General features: G+C 68.8%; 12 protein-coding genes and 3 pseudogenes. 12 read left to right on the forward strand and 3 right to left on the reverse strand.

The window, feature by feature from the left end:
• Positions 1 to 203: 203 nt before the first annotated feature.
• From BGK67_RS35410 to BGK67_RS37115, 7 genes and pseudogenes are all read left to right on the forward strand, one after another.
• Positions 204 to 1,730, forward strand: coding sequence for a prenyltransferase/squalene oxidase repeat-containing protein (locus BGK67_RS35410; RefSeq protein ID WP_069924632.1), 1,527 nt, complete (start codon positions 204 to 206; stop codon positions 1,728 to 1,730).
• Between the two features lie 122 nt (positions 1,731 to 1,852).
• The gene (locus BGK67_RS39330) at positions 1,853 to 2,794 is read left to right on the forward strand and encodes a terpene synthase family protein (RefSeq protein WP_167739681.1); all 942 of its coding nucleotides are present in this window, start codon (positions 1,853 to 1,855) and stop codon (positions 2,792 to 2,794) included.
• A complete protein-coding gene (locus BGK67_RS35420) occupies positions 2,784 to 4,013 on the forward strand; it encodes a cytochrome P450 (RefSeq protein WP_069924634.1) in 1,230 nt (409 codons plus the stop codon). Before BGK67_RS39330 ends, BGK67_RS35420 begins: the two co-directional genes overlap by 11 nt.
• Before the next feature lie 183 nt (positions 4,014 to 4,196).
• Positions 4,197 to 4,377: pseudogene (locus BGK67_RS40635) on the forward strand (SulP family inorganic anion transporter); the annotation flags it as partial.
• A gap of 158 nt (positions 4,378 to 4,535) precedes the next feature.
• Positions 4,536 to 5,093 (forward strand): hypothetical protein, encoded by a 558-nt coding sequence (locus BGK67_RS35430; RefSeq protein ID WP_069924636.1) that lies wholly within the window; start codon positions 4,536 to 4,538, stop codon positions 5,091 to 5,093.
• 253 nt (positions 5,094 to 5,346) lie between these two features.
• Positions 5,347 to 6,722: pseudogene (locus tag BGK67_RS35435) on the forward strand (IS1380 family transposase).
• Positions 6,723 to 7,206: 484 nt separating this feature from the next.
• Positions 7,207 to 8,063: pseudogene (locus BGK67_RS37115) on the forward strand (IS5 family transposase).
• 431 nt (positions 8,064 to 8,494) lie between these two features.
• Here the strand turns inward: BGK67_RS37115 and BGK67_RS35450 are convergent.
• Entirely contained in the window at positions 8,495 to 10,291 is a 1,797-nt protein-coding gene (locus BGK67_RS35450; protein ID WP_141754178.1) for a hemopexin repeat-containing protein, read from the reverse strand.
• A 460-nt stretch (positions 10,292 to 10,751) separates the two neighbouring features.
• Here BGK67_RS35450 and BGK67_RS35455 point away from each other — a divergent pair, with 460 nt between their 5' ends.
• From BGK67_RS35455 to BGK67_RS35475, 5 genes are all read left to right on the forward strand, one after another.
• A complete protein-coding gene (locus BGK67_RS35455) occupies positions 10,752 to 11,870 on the forward strand; it encodes a YncE family protein (RefSeq protein WP_069924638.1) in 1,119 nt (372 codons plus the stop codon).
• Positions 11,871 to 12,258: 388 nt separating this feature from the next.
• The gene (locus BGK67_RS35460) at positions 12,259 to 13,206 is read left to right on the forward strand and encodes a cupin domain-containing protein (protein ID WP_069924639.1); all 948 of its coding nucleotides are present in this window, start codon (positions 12,259 to 12,261) and stop codon (positions 13,204 to 13,206) included.
• 561 nt (positions 13,207 to 13,767) lie between these two features.
• Positions 13,768 to 14,304: a hypothetical protein gene (locus BGK67_RS35465; protein WP_069924640.1), complete on the forward strand. Its 537-nt coding sequence runs from the start codon at positions 13,768 to 13,770 to the stop codon at positions 14,302 to 14,304.
• An 81-nt stretch (positions 14,305 to 14,385) separates the two neighbouring features.
• Positions 14,386 to 15,114, forward strand: a complete 729-nt coding sequence (locus BGK67_RS39605) for a glycine-rich domain-containing protein (protein ID WP_208948874.1) — start codon at positions 14,386 to 14,388, stop codon at positions 15,112 to 15,114.
• A 325-nt stretch (positions 15,115 to 15,439) separates the two neighbouring features.
• Positions 15,440 to 15,760 carry a hypothetical protein gene (locus tag BGK67_RS35475; RefSeq protein ID WP_069924642.1) on the forward strand — a complete coding sequence of 107 codons (321 nt, stop codon included), beginning with the start codon at positions 15,440 to 15,442 and terminating at the stop codon, positions 15,758 to 15,760.
• A gap of 175 nt (positions 15,761 to 15,935) precedes the next feature.
• On the opposite strand, the gene BGK67_RS39335 is transcribed toward BGK67_RS35475, so the two are convergent.
• Entirely contained in the window at positions 15,936 to 16,103 is a 168-nt protein-coding gene (locus tag BGK67_RS39335) for a hypothetical protein (RefSeq protein WP_167739683.1), read from the reverse strand.
• On the reverse strand, positions 16,100 to 16,936 hold the full coding sequence (locus BGK67_RS35480; protein ID WP_069924643.1) for a DUF11 domain-containing protein: 837 nt from the start codon (positions 16,934 to 16,936) through the stop codon (positions 16,100 to 16,102). The genes BGK67_RS39335 and BGK67_RS35480 overlap by 4 nt, the downstream gene beginning before the upstream one ends.
• Positions 16,937 to 17,054 lie beyond the last annotated feature (118 nt).

Consider the following 17,054-nt stretch of genomic DNA (forward strand, 5'->3'; position numbering starts at 1 on the left):
CGACTCTGGAACGTCTTGTCGCTGCGACGGGTGGGGACGCCGTGCTGGGAAGAGTGGGGCAGCCGCGCTCAGCCCGGGTTCCACCAGCTTCCAGTCGCCGGCTCCAGTGCGCTGAACGGAGAGTTATTGTGCATGCCGAATCCGCCCCTCCCCGTGCTGTCGCTCCGCTGCCGCGTTCCCGCCGGGCGGGTTCGGGTGTGGGAATGGAGGCCGCCCGGGTCTGCCGGGACCTGGTGAGCCGGCTCGCGGCGCAGGTGACGCCGGACGGCTGTGTGCCGGGGCCGTGCGCGAGCCGGGTTCTGGAGTCGGCGCTGCTGCTGGCGCTGCTGCGCCGGGAGGGACAGCACCCTGGTGTGCAGGAGGGGCTCGAGGGCTTCTTGTCACGGGATACCGGTGGTGGCAGGAGTCGTTTCGACTCGGCACTGAGCGACGCGGTACTCACGGGCCGGCAGGCCGACGCGGACTGGGTGCATGCGGAGCTTCTCGCCGGCTTCGACCACTTCACCTTCGCCCGCAAGCGGTTGTTCTTCGATGTGTGTCTCGCGTCCGTCGGAGCGATCGACTTCCACCCGGGGATGCGGCCGGAGCGCATCGACAGCGGGAACCGGGCACCCTGGGTTCAGATGATCATGCTGGCGCTCAAGGTGACGATCGCCCACGGACTGCGGCGGCCTGAGGCTGTCACCGCCGTCGAGCACGAACGGCTGGTGACGCTCCTGCGTGAAGGCCAGCGCCGCGGCGTGTGGGAGAACCACGTCACAGCGCACCTGCTGGCGCTCCTGGCCGTCAGCGCGGTCGCACCCCGCAGTGCCGACGTCGCCAAGGGCCTGCGTCTGCTGGTGGAGTGCGTGAACCCCGACGGCGGCCTACCCAGTATCGCGAACCTGTCCGTGTTCTGCACCGGCGTCGCGGGTCTTGCCCTGGCCAGGGCGGGAGCCGATCGCCAGGTGACCGAGCGCATGGGCGACTACCTTGCGGCCAGGCAGGGCCCGGACGGCGGCTGGCCGTTCGGCGAGCACATGATGCAAAGCGACGTGGACACCACCTCCTACGCCCTCGCCTTCCTCGCCTCCCTCGATACCGGGCGCTACGCCAAACCCCTCCAGCGGGCCGGGAGCTACCTGTCTGCGATCGCGGGCCAGGACGGGGGCTTTCCCACCTACGTCGCGGGGGACCCGTCCGAGGTGGGAATGACCGGCGGGGCCGCCAGCGCCCTGGGCTGGGCCGGGGAAGCACATGCCGGTCTGCTGGAGAACGCCGCCCGCTACCTGCTCGGGGCGCAGAAGCCTGATGGCACGTTCGAGCGCAGCTGGACCTTGAGCGAGGCCAACACCATCTGGCGGGCCATGTGGGCCCTGCACTCGCTGCCCCCTTCCCGCCTGCCGCAGCTACGTGCCGCTCGCGAACAGGCGGTGGCTCGCTCACACCGTTTCCTCGACCTGGCGCAGAACGGCGACGGAGGCTGGGGATACCGCCTCGGTGATGCGAGTGACACCACCAGTACCGCGTACTCGCTGCTCGCCCTGTCCGCGATGGGACGTCACGTCGGGACAGACCACGTCGTACGCCGCGGCATCTTCCATCTCCTGGCCCGCCAGGAGGCCGACGGAGGATTCACCGCCCTGCCCGACCAGGTCGCCCCCCGGCCGCTGCTCTTCGACGCACCCGTCTTCGCCGACATCTGGGCACTGCTCGCGCTGGGTGCCTGTGATGAGAGCTGGCGCTGGTGACCTCGGTTGAGCGGCACACCGGCCAGACCGCGGATCGGACGACCTCCTGGGGGGCATCCCAGGAGGTTCTTCCCTTCCCCCCGCAGACTCCCTCGCCAGCCGCACCCCGAGCCGAGCAGGAGATGCACGGCTGGGCCAGGCGCATGGGCCTGGTCCCCGACCCTGCCGAGTTCGCGAGGCTGGCCAGGATGCGCCTGGGGACCTGGGCGGGCTACGTCCATCCGCTCGGCACCCCCGGCGAGCTGGCGCTGGCGGCCGAGTGGGTGGCCTTCATCTGCCTGGTCGACGACGTATTCGACTCCGACGAGCTCGCGGCTGACGACCGCCCCCAGGCAGTGCACGAGCTGCTGGCGGATCTGCTTCAGGTACTCGACGGCACGAGCAGCGGCCGGGAGCGGCCAAACTCCCCCTACGTCCGCGCCCTGAACGACCTGTGGCAGCGGACCGCCCCCACCGCGTCGCCTGGCTGGGCCGGCCGCTTCACGGCCGACTACCGGGACTTCGCCGCAGCGAGTGTGGCCGAGGCCCGGCTGCGACAGCAGGCGACGCCCCTGGGTCTGCAGGAGTACCTCGCACTGCGCCGGCAGAGCATCACCATGCTGCCAGCTCTGCACATCGGCGAAGCCGTCAGCCACATCGAGCTGCCCGACCAGTGGCGTACGCACGATGTCGTGGGCGCCCTGCGCCAGACAGTGGTTGACGCGGTCGGCTACGGAAACGACATCGCCTCGGCAGAGTCGGAGCACGCCCGGGGCCAGGACAACCTCATCTCCATCCTCCATCGCGAACAGACCACATCCAGAGACCAGGCGTACGCCATCGCCCGCGCCATGCTCCACGAGCGTCTTCGCCACTTCGACGCCACCGCCTCACACCTCACAGCCCCAGGCGGATCCCAGACACAAAGCACCACCGCCCCGCCGCCGATGGTGCTGGCCTATGCACAGATGCTCCAAACCTGGATGCGCGGCACCCTGCAGTGGTCCTTCGAGACCGCCCGGTTCGTCCCCGACACCGCACAGGACAAGGCAAGAAGACCGGAGGACGGCGGACATGAAGGATGACACCAACACCGCAGCGATCACACTGCCCACCCAGCGCCGCTGCCCCATGCACCCACCGGACGAATACGCCCGCCTGCGCGCCGAACAGCCAGTAGCACGCCTGGCCTTCCCCGACGGCCCCCCAGGCTGGCTTCTCACCCGCTACGACGACGTCCGCGCCGCCTTGGCCGACCTCAGGCTCAGCTCCCGCAGGCCCCATCTCAACTCCCAGGTCAGAGCCAGTCTCATCACGGAAGCGGAGATGGCGCAGTTCCGGACATCGGACCTGCTCACCAGCGATCCACCCGAACACACACGGCTGCGGCATCCGCTCATCGGGCAGTTCTCCATGCGCCGCATCCGCACGCTGCGCCCCCGCATCGAGAAGTACGTGGACGAGCACCTGGACGCCATCGCGGCGATGCCCTGTGGCCCGGTCGATCTTGTTCCCGCTCTTGCCCTGCCCGTGCCGTCCCTGGTGATCTGCGAACTGCTGGGCGTCCCCTACACCGACCACGATCACTTCCAGCGCCTCACCGGTGAGTTGCTGGCCCTGGACCGGACGCGAGAGGAACTGCTGGCCAGCAAGAAGGCCATGCACGCGTACCTGCGCGGCCTGGTGGAAGCCAAGCGCCGGGATCCGGTCGACGACCTCCTGAGCGGGCTGACCCAGCACCGTCCGCCTGACGGCGGACCGCCGCTGGCCGACGGCGAGATCGTCTCCCTCGGGCAGCTGATGCTCATCGCCGGTCACGAGACGTCCGCGAACATGATCTCCCTGAGCATCCTGACCCTGCTGCGCTCACCCGCCCTCTGGCAGAGCCTGCAAGCGGACCCGTCCCTCATCGACAACGCCGTCGAGGAACTGCTGCGCTACCACACCATCCTGCAGTTCGGACTGCTCAGGGTCGCCCGTGCAGCACTCGTTATCAGGGGACAGCGGATCGAACCCGGAGAACGCGTTGTCCTCCACATGCCTGCCGCGAACCGTGACCCGCTGAAGTTCCCCGATCCCGACCGCCTCGACCTCCACCGCCCCAACAGCCGCCAGCACCTCAGCTTCGGCCACGGACCCCACCAGTGCATCGGCCAGCAACTAGGACGCCTCGAAATCGAAATCATCCTGACCAAGCTGCTGCACCGCTTCCCCACCCTCCAACTGCACGATGCAAGCACCCCACCTGCCACCCACGACCATGCGGTCGTCTACGGACTCCGAGCCCTGCAGGTCACCTGGTGATTGACCAAGGAGCGGGGAGGAAGTGTCGGCCGACTCCCGGTGGGTGCTCACGCGTGACGGTGAGGGTGATTACAGCGAAAGCGGCAGGAACGGCACTGGCCACGGCGCAACCAGCGTCAGCGGGAGGGACGGCGACTTTCTGTCACCGGACTTCGGCGTGGCTGCTGTGACCATCACAGCCCCGGCCGCGCCATGATCGGCCAGACGATGATCAACGCGAAGGTCGGCGCGTTCCTGATTGCTGTGCATCGTCTTCTGCCCCGTCGTCTCCGACATCCCCATGGCCGCCCTCGTCGCTGTCATGATCATGGCGTCCTTTGCGACCTTCGACTGGCACTCCCTCGCACGGCGCATAACGCGACGGGCGTAGTGCGCCGGAGCTGCCGCAACCTTGCTGCTGCACCCCGGTCGCGCAGGCCGCAAAGCGCCCCGGACCTGCCGCGCCGCTGCGCATGGGGGCAACCGTCGCATGTCATCATTAACTCTGTCACTACATGTCACGATTGCATCGCGGAGAGTGAAATGGGCAACGGGTTTCCGACCGAGAAATTCTTCCGCATCATCAACGAGGACACGGGGCTGTGTCTGGCTGCCGCAGACGGGGGGACGTCCTACGGCATGCAGGAGGCGCATGACCGCTGGACTGGCGAGAAGGGCTTCATCCCCTACAGCCACACCAAAGACCAGGTCCTGGTCGTGAGCCGTCCCAGGAACGCGAGGCGCGAGATCTGGTTCTTCGACGACAGGGCGAACACCTACGGCGACGAATTCTGGCACCTGGTCAACATCAACAAGGACATCCGCAGTGCGTACGCCCTCCATGTCGGGGTGGTCGGCTTCGGAGGCCCGGTTGAGGTGGGCCTGTTTGGCTGGGGCAGGCAGGACCAGACCCAGTGGAAGGCCGACGGCGGAATGTTCTGGCCGGGGTCACATGAGGACAAGGTCGTCACCGTCCTCTCGGACGGCAACGGTAACCACCGGGCCGTCGTGGCGGATCGCGGTGCCCCGAACCAGCAGTGGCGCTTCGAAGAAGTAGAGGTACCAGGCGAATCCGTCCCCACCCGCAGGAACGACACGTGAGCGGCGGACCGTCACGGAGGGCACAAGCGCCGACTTACACCCAGATACTCCTCAACCTCCGCTAACTGGGTAGCCGGGGTGGGCGGTGGCGCGGTTCACTCCGCGCCGCCCCGCAGGTGGCCAGCGTCTAAACTCGCGCTTTCATGAGACGGGCTGTCCGACGGGTGGTCAGGGAAGCGAAAAGTGCCTCTGACCAGCAAGAATGAGGATTGTCGAGGTCCTTGTTCCTGCCACCGTCGGAGGCACTTCCCAGGTGAAGAAGCGTATCGGGTCCTATCCACGCGTCCGCATCGAGGGCGGCGGCCATGCGGTGGTGTCCCAGGCTGGGGCCGTGCTGCTGGTCGAGACCGCCCGCAAGGCCGGGCTGGACCGGGCGGTATCGACGGCGCTGACGCCGTGGCGACGCCCGAGGGCGGTGCACGATCCGGGCAAGATCCTGCTGGACGTGGCCCTCGCGGTCGCGCTGGGCGGGGACTGCCTCGCGGATGTCGAGATGCTGCGGGCCGAACCGGCCGTGTTCGGGCCGGTGGCCTCCGACCCGACGGTCTCCCGCCTCATCGACACACTCGCCGCCGCTGGGCCGAAGGCCCTCCACGCGATACGGGCCGCGCGGGCCGCAGCACGCGAGCGCGTCTGGAACGTGGCCAAGAACGCGGCCCCGGACGCCGCAGGGCAGGTGACCGTGGACCTGGACGGGGTGCTCGTGCTGGCCCACTCCGAGAAGCAGGACGCCACCGCGACCTGGAAGAAGACCTTCGGACACCATCCTCTGATGGGGTTCGTCGATCACGGAAGCGGTGGCAGCGGGGAGCCGGTGGCCGGCCTGCTCAGGCCCGGCAACGCTGGCAGCAACACCGCCGCCGACCACATCGCCACGGCCCAACTCGCCCTGGCCAGCTGCCGAAGAAGTACCGGCGTGGACGCCAGACGCTGATCCGTACCGACTCCGGCGGTGGCACACACGAGTTCGTCGCCTGGCTGGCCCAGCGGGGCAGGTGGCTGTCGTACTCGGTCGGCATGACCATCACCGACGCCATCCACCAGGCCGTCCTCAAGGTCCCGCCCGCCGCGTGGACGGTGGCCGTCGAGCCGGGCGGCGAGATCCGCCACGGTGCCTGGGTCGTCGAACTCGACGGCGATGTACTCAAGGGCTGGCCGCAGGGGATGCGGCTGATCGTCCGCAAGGAACGCCCGCACCCCGGCGCGCAGTTGCGCTTCACCGACGCCGACGGACTGCGGCTCACCGGGTTCGCCACCAACACCACCGGCATCCCGATCGCCGCACTCGAACTGCGGCACCGCCAACGCGCACGAGCCGAGGACCGCATCCGAAACGCCCGCGCCACCGGCCTGCGCAACCTGCCCCTGCACGACACCGCGCAGAACCAGATCTGGCTGGAGGTCGTCCAGATCGCCCTCGACCTCCTGGCCTGGATGCCCATGCTCGCCCTGACCGGCAAATCCCGCAGATGGGAGCCCCGCCGTCTCCGGCTCCGCCTCTTCTCCGCCGCCGCCCAGATCGTCACGACCGCCCGCCGCCGGCACCTGAGATTCGCGCGCCACTGGCCATGGACCGACGTCATCACCGACGCCCTGGCACAGCTCGAAGCTCTCCCGAACCCCGGCTGACCAGCACGTTCCCGTCCCTACGAGCAGCATCGCCCCGACCGGAGCTGTGGAACCCGGCGCCCACCCGACGCGACAGCCGGGCTATCAGCCTGGCCACCACCAGCCCGAACAACCGAAACGGCCCGCCGAAGAAACCGACGGACCGTCACGAAAGATCGAGGCTAGGCGGCGTCACGTCGGTCACGCCTGGAACCAGATGAGTGTGCTGGCCAGGGTGATAGCCGCGAGGTACCGGTCGGGTAGCTCGTCGTAGCGGGCGGCGATACCCCGACATTTCTTGAGGCAGTGGAAGCAGCGTCCGACGACGTTGCGGCGTTGATAGATGGCCCTGTCGAAGCCGCAGGGCCATTCGCGGCGCCGGCGTCGGCCCGCGAGCTGCCCGACGCGCTCGGGGATGGTGCCTTGATTCCGCGTCTGCGCAGTAGGCACGGAAGGTTCGGGCGGACTAGCGCGTGTATCTTTGAGGCTGATCAGTTGATCGGATATGCCTGTCCGCTTAGTGATCACTGATGCGATGTGGGACCGGATCAAACCGCTGATGCCGGCCGATCCGGTCCGTGGACGGCGGTGGGCCGACTACCGGCGCACCCTTGAGGCCATCGCGTGGAAGTACCGAACCTGCTCGCCTTGGCGGGACCCGCCGGATGAGCTGGGCCCGTTTCGGACCGCTCACAAGCGACTGATCAGGTGGGCCGTCGACGGCACCTGGGAACGGATCCTGGCTGCGCTGTTGGCGGCAGCCGACGACGCTGACGACATCGGCTGGACTGTGTCGGTGGACTCCACCGTCTGCCGCGCCCCCCAGCACGCCGCTGGCGCCAGAAAGAGGGGCGCCGGACCGGGCCGAGCCTGACGACCATGCACTCGGGCGGTCCCGCGGCGGCCTGAGTACGAAAGTTCACCTCGTCAGCGACAGCCTTGCACGGCCTCTGGCCCTCCGGGTCACCGCAGGCCAGGCGGGTGACGCGCCGGCCTTCGAGATCGTCATGGCGAGCATCCGTGTTCCTCGTACCGGTCCGGGGCGACCGAGGACTCGGCCGGAAGCCGTCCTGGCAGACCGCGCGTACTCATCCCGCGCGATCCGGCAGCATCTACGACGTCGTGGGATCCGGGCTGTCATTCCCCGGCCGTCGATCAGGTCGGTCACCGGGGCGAGGCCGCACCGGCGGCCGCCCGCCCGCCTTCGATGCCGAGGCATACAAGCAGCGCAACGCGGTCGAGCGATGCATCAACCGGTTCAAGCAGTGGCGCGGCCTGGCCATGCGGACGGACAAACTGGCCATCGCCTTCCAGGCCGCACTGCACCTCGCCGCCATCCTTGTCTGGGCCGCCCGGCGATAATCCGCCCCATGGCGCTCAGCTGCGGGGATGTTCACTGGCTGGACAGCGTAAGGCGGCCGGGGAGGGTGTGTGGAAGGGCCAGCGCCACGTCCAGGTCGTCACGGCACTCGGATCCTCACCGAAGCCCACGCGGCGGGGATCGGCGTCGATCAGGCCGTCGCCCTCGTCAACACCGCGGCCGTCGCTGCGCAACTGCTCCGGTCGGCGGCGCGGCTACCAAGACTCTGCCCTGTTGGCCCAAGCAGCCGAGCCGGCACCGCGGCGCGACGGGTGCATCAGATCCCCGCGCTGGCCGCGGCCGGCAGCTGGGCCCGGGCTGTGCTTGGCCGCCGTTTGCGATGCCCGAGCGGAACTGGCCACTCGTGCCCGGCCCGGACATCGCCACCACACCTCCACCGTCTTCCCTCGTGCCCGTGACAGCTCCGGACTGGTCAGACCTTGGTGTTGGTGTACCGATCGCCCTTGAAGAGGTAGACGTGCGTGCTGCTGTTGGGGACGGCGCAGGCGGCGTCCAAGTTGGAGGCGAAGGTGGTGCCTGCCAGCTGCGGCCAACCGGTGGCAATGGACAGCGGACCGCGAATGATCCTGTCGTAGTGGGCGTTGTAGCGCACGTACTGATCCCCCTTGAACAGGTAGAGGTCGGTGCCGTGGCCGGGGACGGGGCAGGCTGCCTGGATGTCCCGTTCGAAGATGGTGCCGGCCAGTGGTGGGAACGCTTCAGCGATCTTCCGGGGCCCCCACTTGATCTCGTCCTCGTGGTTGTTGTAGTTGACGTACATGGCGCCGGCGAACAGATAGAAGTCCGTGGGCTTGCCGGGGACCGCGCACGTGGCGTCGACCCTGCGGGTGAAGGCAGTCGACTCCAGTCCGGGGAAGCCCTCGGCGATATCCTTAGGTCCGGAGGTGACGCCTTCCGTCCGCACGTCGTACCTCAGGTACTGCTCGCCCTTGAACAGGTAGACGTCTTTGTGGGCGTCGTTCGGCACGTTGCAGGCAGCGTCCATGTCATGGCTCACCATGGTGCCGAACAGACCGCGCCAGCCAGTGGAGATCAGGCTGCCGTCGCCCGAGGGAGCGGCGCCGGGTTCGTCCCCCGTGTAGCGGACATTGAGGGAGAAGCGGCCCATGCCATAGTCTTTGCGGTCGAACGTCCAGGGCATGGTGCGGTTGGGCCTGTTGTAGAGGGTGGCCATGTCCGCCCGGCCGAAGGCGAAGCCGCGTGATTGGACCAGGTCGTCTTTGTTGCGCAGGGGCTCCCACAAGGTGGCAAGAAGGCTCAGGCCCATGTGCACATAACCGTAGAGGTCCAGCTTGGGGATGATGCTGGAAAAGTTGGCAGAGATCTGCAGCAGCTCGACGACCTTTGTCAGAGCGGTACCGAGCGCGTCGTACCACTCGTCGTTGGACTGGTCTTTTTCCCACAGGGTGATCACCGTGGTCCCGCAGCCGTCCAGGCGGGTGTCGAAGAAGACGTGGCTGCCGGTCACGTAGTCCCCGTAGATCGGGTACTCATCGCGCTCCTCGACCGATCCGGTGTGCGTGGTACGCGTTTTGAACGTGTAGCCCCCGGCGTTGGAGGCAGCCGTCCAGTAAATCTCGTCCCTGCCACCGCCCTGGTCGCCAACCGCCTCGTGGCAGTAGAAGGAGTCCCATTCCAGCCTGGCCCGGAACGGTTCACGCGCCTGGAGGCCGTCGGCCTCATCATCACCCTCGCCAGTGAACGTGGTGACGCCGTAGCCGTACTCGGCCAGCGCCGCGGTGAACTCCGGAGTGTCGACGCTCCCTCCGTCGGCGAGCCTGGCCCGGTCCACCACCGCAACGTTCGGCATCCGGGCGATCCGCGGCAAGACCTCCGCTACCGCAGCCAGGTAGCTCTCACGGTCAAAGCCCTCCGACAGGCTCCGGGTGGCGACCGCCTGCGGCACGATCGCCACCGACCGCCCCTCAGAACGCTGCTCACGGTAGATACGCCCGATCGCGCCCACCTCATCCTCGCCCAGCACCTGCTGCAGCGGAGCCAGGATGGACCGCTCCAGCTGGGTCAGCTCCAAGCCCTGTTCCGCCCGCGCCGCAGCGTGCAACCACACTCCCGAAAGCAGATTCACCGAGCCGCTCTTGGCCACACGGCTCGCCCCAGCCCCCTCCACACCCACTCCGGACAGCAGCGCCTGCCACCGCCCCAACCTCTGCTCCCGCGCCTCAGCGGTCATCATTGCTTCATTCGTCACGGCCTGTCCCTGTCTGTCATACGTACACGCACCGGACCGTGCGGCCCGGCCATACACGACCCTGGAAGCGCACGGCCACTTAGGGGGCAGCTGTGCCGATAGGCGGATATCGCCTCTGTGTAGCTGGCCAGCCTCCCGTCCCAACAGGCCCTGGGCGACAACTCACCCGTGCGGGCGGCTCGATTCACCGCAGAAACGAGCCTGCGTCCTCGGCCCTACCAGGGCCGAGGTAGCCGGATTCTCCGGAGCCCCTGCTGACGTCCGCCTAGACGACAACCAGGACCTCGTTCTCGCGGGGGAGTGCTCCCGCTGGCGCAAGGTGGCCGCGGACGAACTATGGCTGCTCCGGCTGTTGGCCGTTGTGGCTTGTTGTGTTCGAACGAATACCTAGTGTGCTTGCCGGTGTGGATCAGGGGCAGGGCTTGAAGCGTTCCGAAGTCGCATGGAAGGACGCTTGGTTATGGCTCACCGGAAGGTGTATCTCGCCGTCGGCAGGACCGGCACCCGGATCTACCGCTTCGATCCCATCGATGGTGACACCCGTGTCGTCGAGGACGTGCGGCCCTACGAGGCCGGCTACACCGCTATGGGGGCGCAGTACCGCGGCGACGACAAAGAGCCCTTGTTGCTGGCGGTGAGCCGCGACAAGCTCATCACCATCGACGTGGCGGCCGGCACCCTGAAGGAACAGGTCATCGACGGGCTGCCGGACGGGCCCTGGTTCGACGGCGACATGGATCCCGACGGCAAGACCCTCTTCGCCGTCAGCAATCCCGGCACACCCAGCTACGCCATCGACGTGGCGGCCGGGAAGGCCGTCCCCCGCAACGCACCGGGAGGCGGCCGGTGGGACGACTTCGCCTACCATCCCAAGAACGGGCGGCTGTATTCGGTGGAGGGCGACAACGGCGACCTGCTGCTCGTCGACCCGGGCCGGCAGCCCATGAAGACTGTCCTCAAGCAGGGTGTCTTCCCGCCCGCGCAAGCCAGTGCCGCGGCAGGCTCCCGCAAGGCGTACTCGGCCACCTTCTTCGACCAGGACGGCAACTTCTACGCCGTCGACTCCGCCGGCAACGTCAACCACCTCGACGTGACCACAGCGACGATCCCCGACCACTCGCAGCGCATCGGTCGGGGCAGGGTGCCCGTCGGCAACCTGGAGATCATGAACGGCGCCGGGCGCATCACCCCTCTGCCCGTCCCGCCCAGTTACGACGAGATCACCGTGACGAAGAAGTTCAACCGGACATGGGAGAACAGTGAGCCCCGGGGCCGGGTCTACAGCTTCGACCTCACGCTCACCGCCATCGGCAAGGACAGCGGCACGGCGGAGGACGTCAGGAAGTTCCGCATCTCCTTCGACCTGCCGACGGTCAAGGGCGCGAAAGCCGAAGCATCCGGCGTGGAGGTCATCGCCCAGGACGGCAAGGCATACCTGGACTCGGTGGGCGACCAGTTCCTCGCCGCGGGCACGTCCCGGCCGATCACCGTGCTGATCACCGTGCCGGGCGACCCGGCTCGCCTGCCCCAGGAGTACCCCCTCGATGGCCTCAGGGCCACCCGCCTGCCCAGTCACTGACACGCCACCAGAGATACCGCCCTGCACGGCGCGCACCCACTGCGCAGGGCGGTGCCTCACTCGCGCGCAGCCGTCCCCTCGCAGTGGCGGGCGGCCACCGAAGCGGCGTCCACACCACCGGATCCGTAAGCGCGGACGGGCCACCGGATCACCCACGGGCTGCTGAGCGCATCGCCTCGCTGCCGGCGCGAGCTACCCCGCCGTGTGCCGAGCCGCCGTCTGTGCCGCACCTGCGTCGCACCGCCCCGACGGAGTGCAGTGCATCCACGCCGGTACGCCAACCCCCGAACACCCGCCTCTCCAGTCCAGCCCCAGCTCAGCGCGACGCGCATGTGCCGCGCCGAGCCGCGGCACACATGCACACATGCACACAAAGGAGTCCCCACTGATGAGCCTGACCGCCGACCAGACGTCCGCCGGGCAACCGGAATACGGCGATGCACAGTACCCCTTCCACATCACCAAGGAAGAAGAACGGCAGCTGCGCCTCAGGGGTGCCGAGGCCGCCCCGTCCCTCGTGATCGGGCAGGCCACGTCCTTCGACGAGTACGCCCGCCAGCTGATGATCCCTCCGGCCGTCATGGACCTCGCACGCAAGGCCGAGGACCTGCGCCTGTCGGCGTGGGAGATCGAGGCGATGCGCAAACACCTCGCCCCCGCCACCGCACCCGGCGAGAAGGTGGGACTGCTGCGCCAGATCCTGGTGGAGAAGTACAACCACGACAAGACCCACCCGCCGTACATCCGCGTCGCCTGCACCGGCCGGGGCGACTACGACCACCTGGCAGCCGAACACGGCCACCTCCACCCCGACGACCACCCCAAGGGCGACATCGGCTCGCCCGTCGTCCTGGAGATCTGGCCCGCCCAGCACTACTCGCCCATCCACTCCCACGGCCACACCACCGGCATCGTCTTCTGCCTCGCCGGCCAGCTCGACGTCATGGTCTACGAGCACCTCGACTGGGACGCCCGCAAACTCGGCCTGCTGACCCTCACCCCCGGCCAGTGCGCCTGGCTGTCCAGGGACAACTACGCCGTGCACCGGGTGTACTGCCCGATGGACGGCGGCGGCGGCTCCACCGGCCCCGGCTACATGAACGCCTCCGCCGACTTCGGCGCCAGCTTCCACGTCTACCTCAACCCGGAGCAGACCGGCGTCGAGGACGAGGACGAGGACGAGGACGAGGACGAGGACGAGGACGGTGACAGCTACAGCCGTGACTCCTTCAACTACATCGACGAGGAGTCCAAGGAGCAGCGCCCCTTCGCCACCGAGTCCGACCTCTCCTGGGCCATCCTGCGCCGGGTCCTGGCCAACACCCCACTGACCTGAGTCCAGCGAGGACGCCGCCCCCTCTGCCGCGGCTTCGCGTACAGAGAGGATTCAGCGCCAACTAATGTCTGAGCGGCAGCGGCCGGGCAGCAAGGTCTTGTGTGAATGGGTGCGGCGGTGGCACTGGATGGGCGTCAGCCAGGCCGGGATGGGTGGTACCAGCTCATGACAGGCAGCCGTAGTGATCCTGGCTGTCGGGAGGAGACCAAGCTGCTGCCGTCGGGTGCCGATTGGGCGGATGATCGGCTGCCAACTGCGTACCTGTTCACAACGAGGAGACACGGGAGGCGATCGAGGCCGCACCTGAGCGGGTCATCGCGGCGGTGCTCGCCTGGAATGAGGACGGCGTCGCCGTCATCCGGTACTGCAGGCGGCACCCCCACGTCCAGCGACGGGAGGAGTCGATCGGCCCACGCCGGGTATCGCCGTAGGAGCGAGCGTACGCCCCTGTCTCGGTTGTGCGCTGCGTGAGCCGTCCTCACTCGAGTGAGTGATATGCCGCCCACATGCGCGTTCGTACCTTGAAAGCGGCATATCCCGTTGCCTGCTCAGGGAGGAACCATGCCAAAGTTCCATACCGGTCCGATCGCCGCCGCGGCCGCGTTAGTCGTGGGCACCAGCGCCATCCTGGCGGCGCCGAGCGCGGTGAACGCAGCACCTTCTGCGCCCGCTGCTCCCCGGGGCATCGAGAAGCTCCACACCCAGGTCGACCTCCCGGCCGGGGCCTGGAGGGACACGATCCAGGTCCGCCTGCCGCGGGCCGGCACCTACGAACTCGACGCCGACGTCCGAGGACGCCTGTCCGGCACACCCCCGGTGAACACCTACATCACCGCCCGCCTGTGGAACGCCACCACCGGCACCGAAGTCCCCGAAAGCGCCCGGCTGATCTACCAGATCATCGACGGCAACCCCGGCAACGCCTACGCCGGCGGCAACCAGACCGCACCGATCAGCGAACTCGTCCAGGTCACCGGCCCAACCACCATCAGCCTGCAGGCCCAGCGCTTCGACGCCCGCGGCACCGCCGGCGTTGCCCAGATCTACTCCGACGCCCGCGGCTACACCTCCCTGCGCTTCAACCGCATTGCCCCCTGAGGAAACGGCGTAAAGGGTTCCGGCGGCCATCGCCCACATCAACAAGATCGCTCTGTCGAACACATCCCTTCAGGAGGGCTCATGCACGCAGTTACTGTCCCTGGCAGCCGGCGAACCAGCCGAACGTGGGCCATGGCCGCCGCGGCGACGGCAGTAGGCCTCGTGGTGCCGCTCATCGCGGCCGCGCCTGCTCACGCCGCTGCCTCGACCTACAACGCCTCCGGCACCTACACCTTCACCGTGCCGGGCGGCGTCACCAAAATCACCGCCTCGGTAACCGGGGCCGGTGGCGGAGGCGGGGGTAGCAGGTACGGTGCCTTTCCCTTTGCCGGCCAGGGCGGAGGCGGTGCAGGCGGCGGCGCCACGGTCAGCTGCACCCTGACCGTCACCCCCAATTCCAGCCTGACCATCACCGTCGGGACAGCCGGCACCCCAGGTCCACTCCACTACGGGGGCGGGGCCGGAGGTACCTCCTCCGTCACCATCGGCGGTACCCAGCGGGCCACCGCTGGCGGCGGCGCGGGAGGAGCAGGCCCCGCCGGGGTGTACGGGGGTGCTGGGGGTGCTGGCGGTGCCGCCGTCCTCTGCAACGGCACCGCCGCCACCCTCCGCGCCGGCAACCCCGGCACGAAGGGCGGGAACGGCGGCGTCGAGAGCAACAGCGGAGGCATCGGCGGTACGGCGGGAGGGCCGGTACCGGCATCCTGCACCGCCAACACCGGCCGAGGCGGGGACGGTGCCGCCGGCGGCGTCTTCACCGGGTACGCCGGCAATCCCGGCAACCCGGGCTGTGTGGTCCTGACCTACTGACAACACCAACTCACCAGAGACGGCCGCCGCCCCAGCCGCTGCAGGCGGGCAAGGCGCCGACCATGTTGGGGCAGCCGCAGCCCGGCCCTGGAGTTCGGTAACCGCCGTACGTGGAAGCGGCCTTCGTCTGGCCAGATCCCGGAGGCCAGGGCGGCAAGCAATGAGCCAAGACGGTGCGGTCGCCGGGAGACGAGCGCGGGCTGCGCCCCGGAGAGCTTCAAGGCGCCGCCCGCCGTGCGGGGGGCAATCCGTCACCAGGCAGTGGTGACGCCTCTACCGTCCTGGCAGGCGTCACAAGACGCCGGTGACCACCAAGGGGAAACACATGCGCAAGATCCTCATGTCGCTCGGCGCGCTATCCGCGGCCGGCATGCTCACCGTGGGGCTGACCACGTCCGCGCAGGCGGCCACGGGCACGCTGTACATGACGCAGGCCGGGCAGACCACGACGTATACCGACCCGAAGCAGGGCCTGTGCGTCACCAGCGATCCGGCGAAGGGTGACGTCACGTTCATCAACCGGACTAACGGGGTGGCGTGGACCTACTCCAGGCCCGGGTGCGACCGCGCGTACCAGGTCGACTACCTGCGTGTCGGCCAGCGGCTCACCCTGCCCGCGGGGTGGTCGATCCTCATGCTCCAGTGACCTGAACCGTCCGTGTGCTCGTCGGCGGTCGGGTTGACCGCCGACGAGCGCACGCATGTCGCGGGGCGTTGTGCAGGCCGTCTGTCGGGCGCCGGTGAGGTCCGGCAGCGGTCGCGCAGGGAAGGCACCGCGGCCTCGGAGCGGCGGGTGCCGCTCCGAGGCTGGTGGAAGGGTGTCAGTCTGCGATCTTCACGTACGTCAGGTAGGAGCGGTCGCCCTGGAAGGCGGAGGCTTCGAGTGTGGCGTCGTCCAAGCCGTTGCCGGGTCCGCCACCTTGGAGGACGGCCTGCACGCGGACCGTCTTGGAACCTTCGGCCTCGGACACGGTGACCAGCCCGGTCATGGGGGTGGGGCCGTGCGTGCAGTGCTGGAAGCGGGTGTCGCTCGCCGCGCGGAACTGGTGCTGCGCCGACTGGCGGGGCCAAGCTCGACGGCGCCGGACTGCGCGTGGACCAGGCGGACCTCGGTCCACAGGTTCGTGCCGCCGCCGTCGTCGATGGTCGCGCAGATGTTCGTGTCGATGTCGCCGGTCACCAGGTAGACGCCGGGGTGGGGGAGCGTGGCCTGCAGGGTGGTGTTGACCCAGGTGTCGTTGGCGCGGGTGGGCCGCAGGTCGACGTCGGGGACCGGGGTGGCGGCCTCGCCGCGCAGGGGTGTCAGGTAGGCGCGGACCGTGTAGTCCTGCGGGCAGTCGCCCGCTGCGGGCGACGCCACGACGATGTCGACCGACTGCCGGTTGTCGGCGATGCGGGTCGGCGCCGGTCCGGAGGTTCCCGCAACGCGGGTGCGCGGCACGAGCAGGCCGGACGGGGTGCACTTCAGCGCGTTGCAGGGGGTGGGGTCGATGTCCACGCCTCCGCACGGGTCGCAGCACGGTGAACCGGGGGAGGGCGGACGGGAGCAGGGGTCGCAGCAGGAGGAGGCGCTTTCGACGCAGATGGTGACGGTGTCGGTGTTGTTGCCGGGGCGGGGGTCGGTCTCGTTGGCGTCCGCGGTGGCGGTGTTGGTGAGGGGGCCGGCCTGGGTGGCCTTGGCCCGGAGGGTGAGGGTGGCGGTGGCGCCTTCGGCCAGGTCGCCGATGGCCCACCGGCCGCTGCCCGGGTCGTAGGTGCCGGTGGTGGCGGTGGCGGAGACGAAGGTCGCGGTCGACCTCTGTCCGCAAGGTGGGCAGCGCATCGGCCTCAGCGCTCCGGCAGAGCGCTGACACCCCGGTTGCGACCGCTTTGCCCATGTCGCTGGCGTCAGGGCGCGTCCACCTCGTCACCGCAAGGCCGGGACTTGTCGTGGTCGGCAG

Origin of the sequence: Streptomyces subrutilus (genome assembly GCF_001746425.1) — a bacterium.
Classification (GTDB): Bacteria; Actinomycetota; Actinomycetes; order Streptomycetales; family Streptomycetaceae; genus Streptomyces; species Streptomyces subrutilus_A.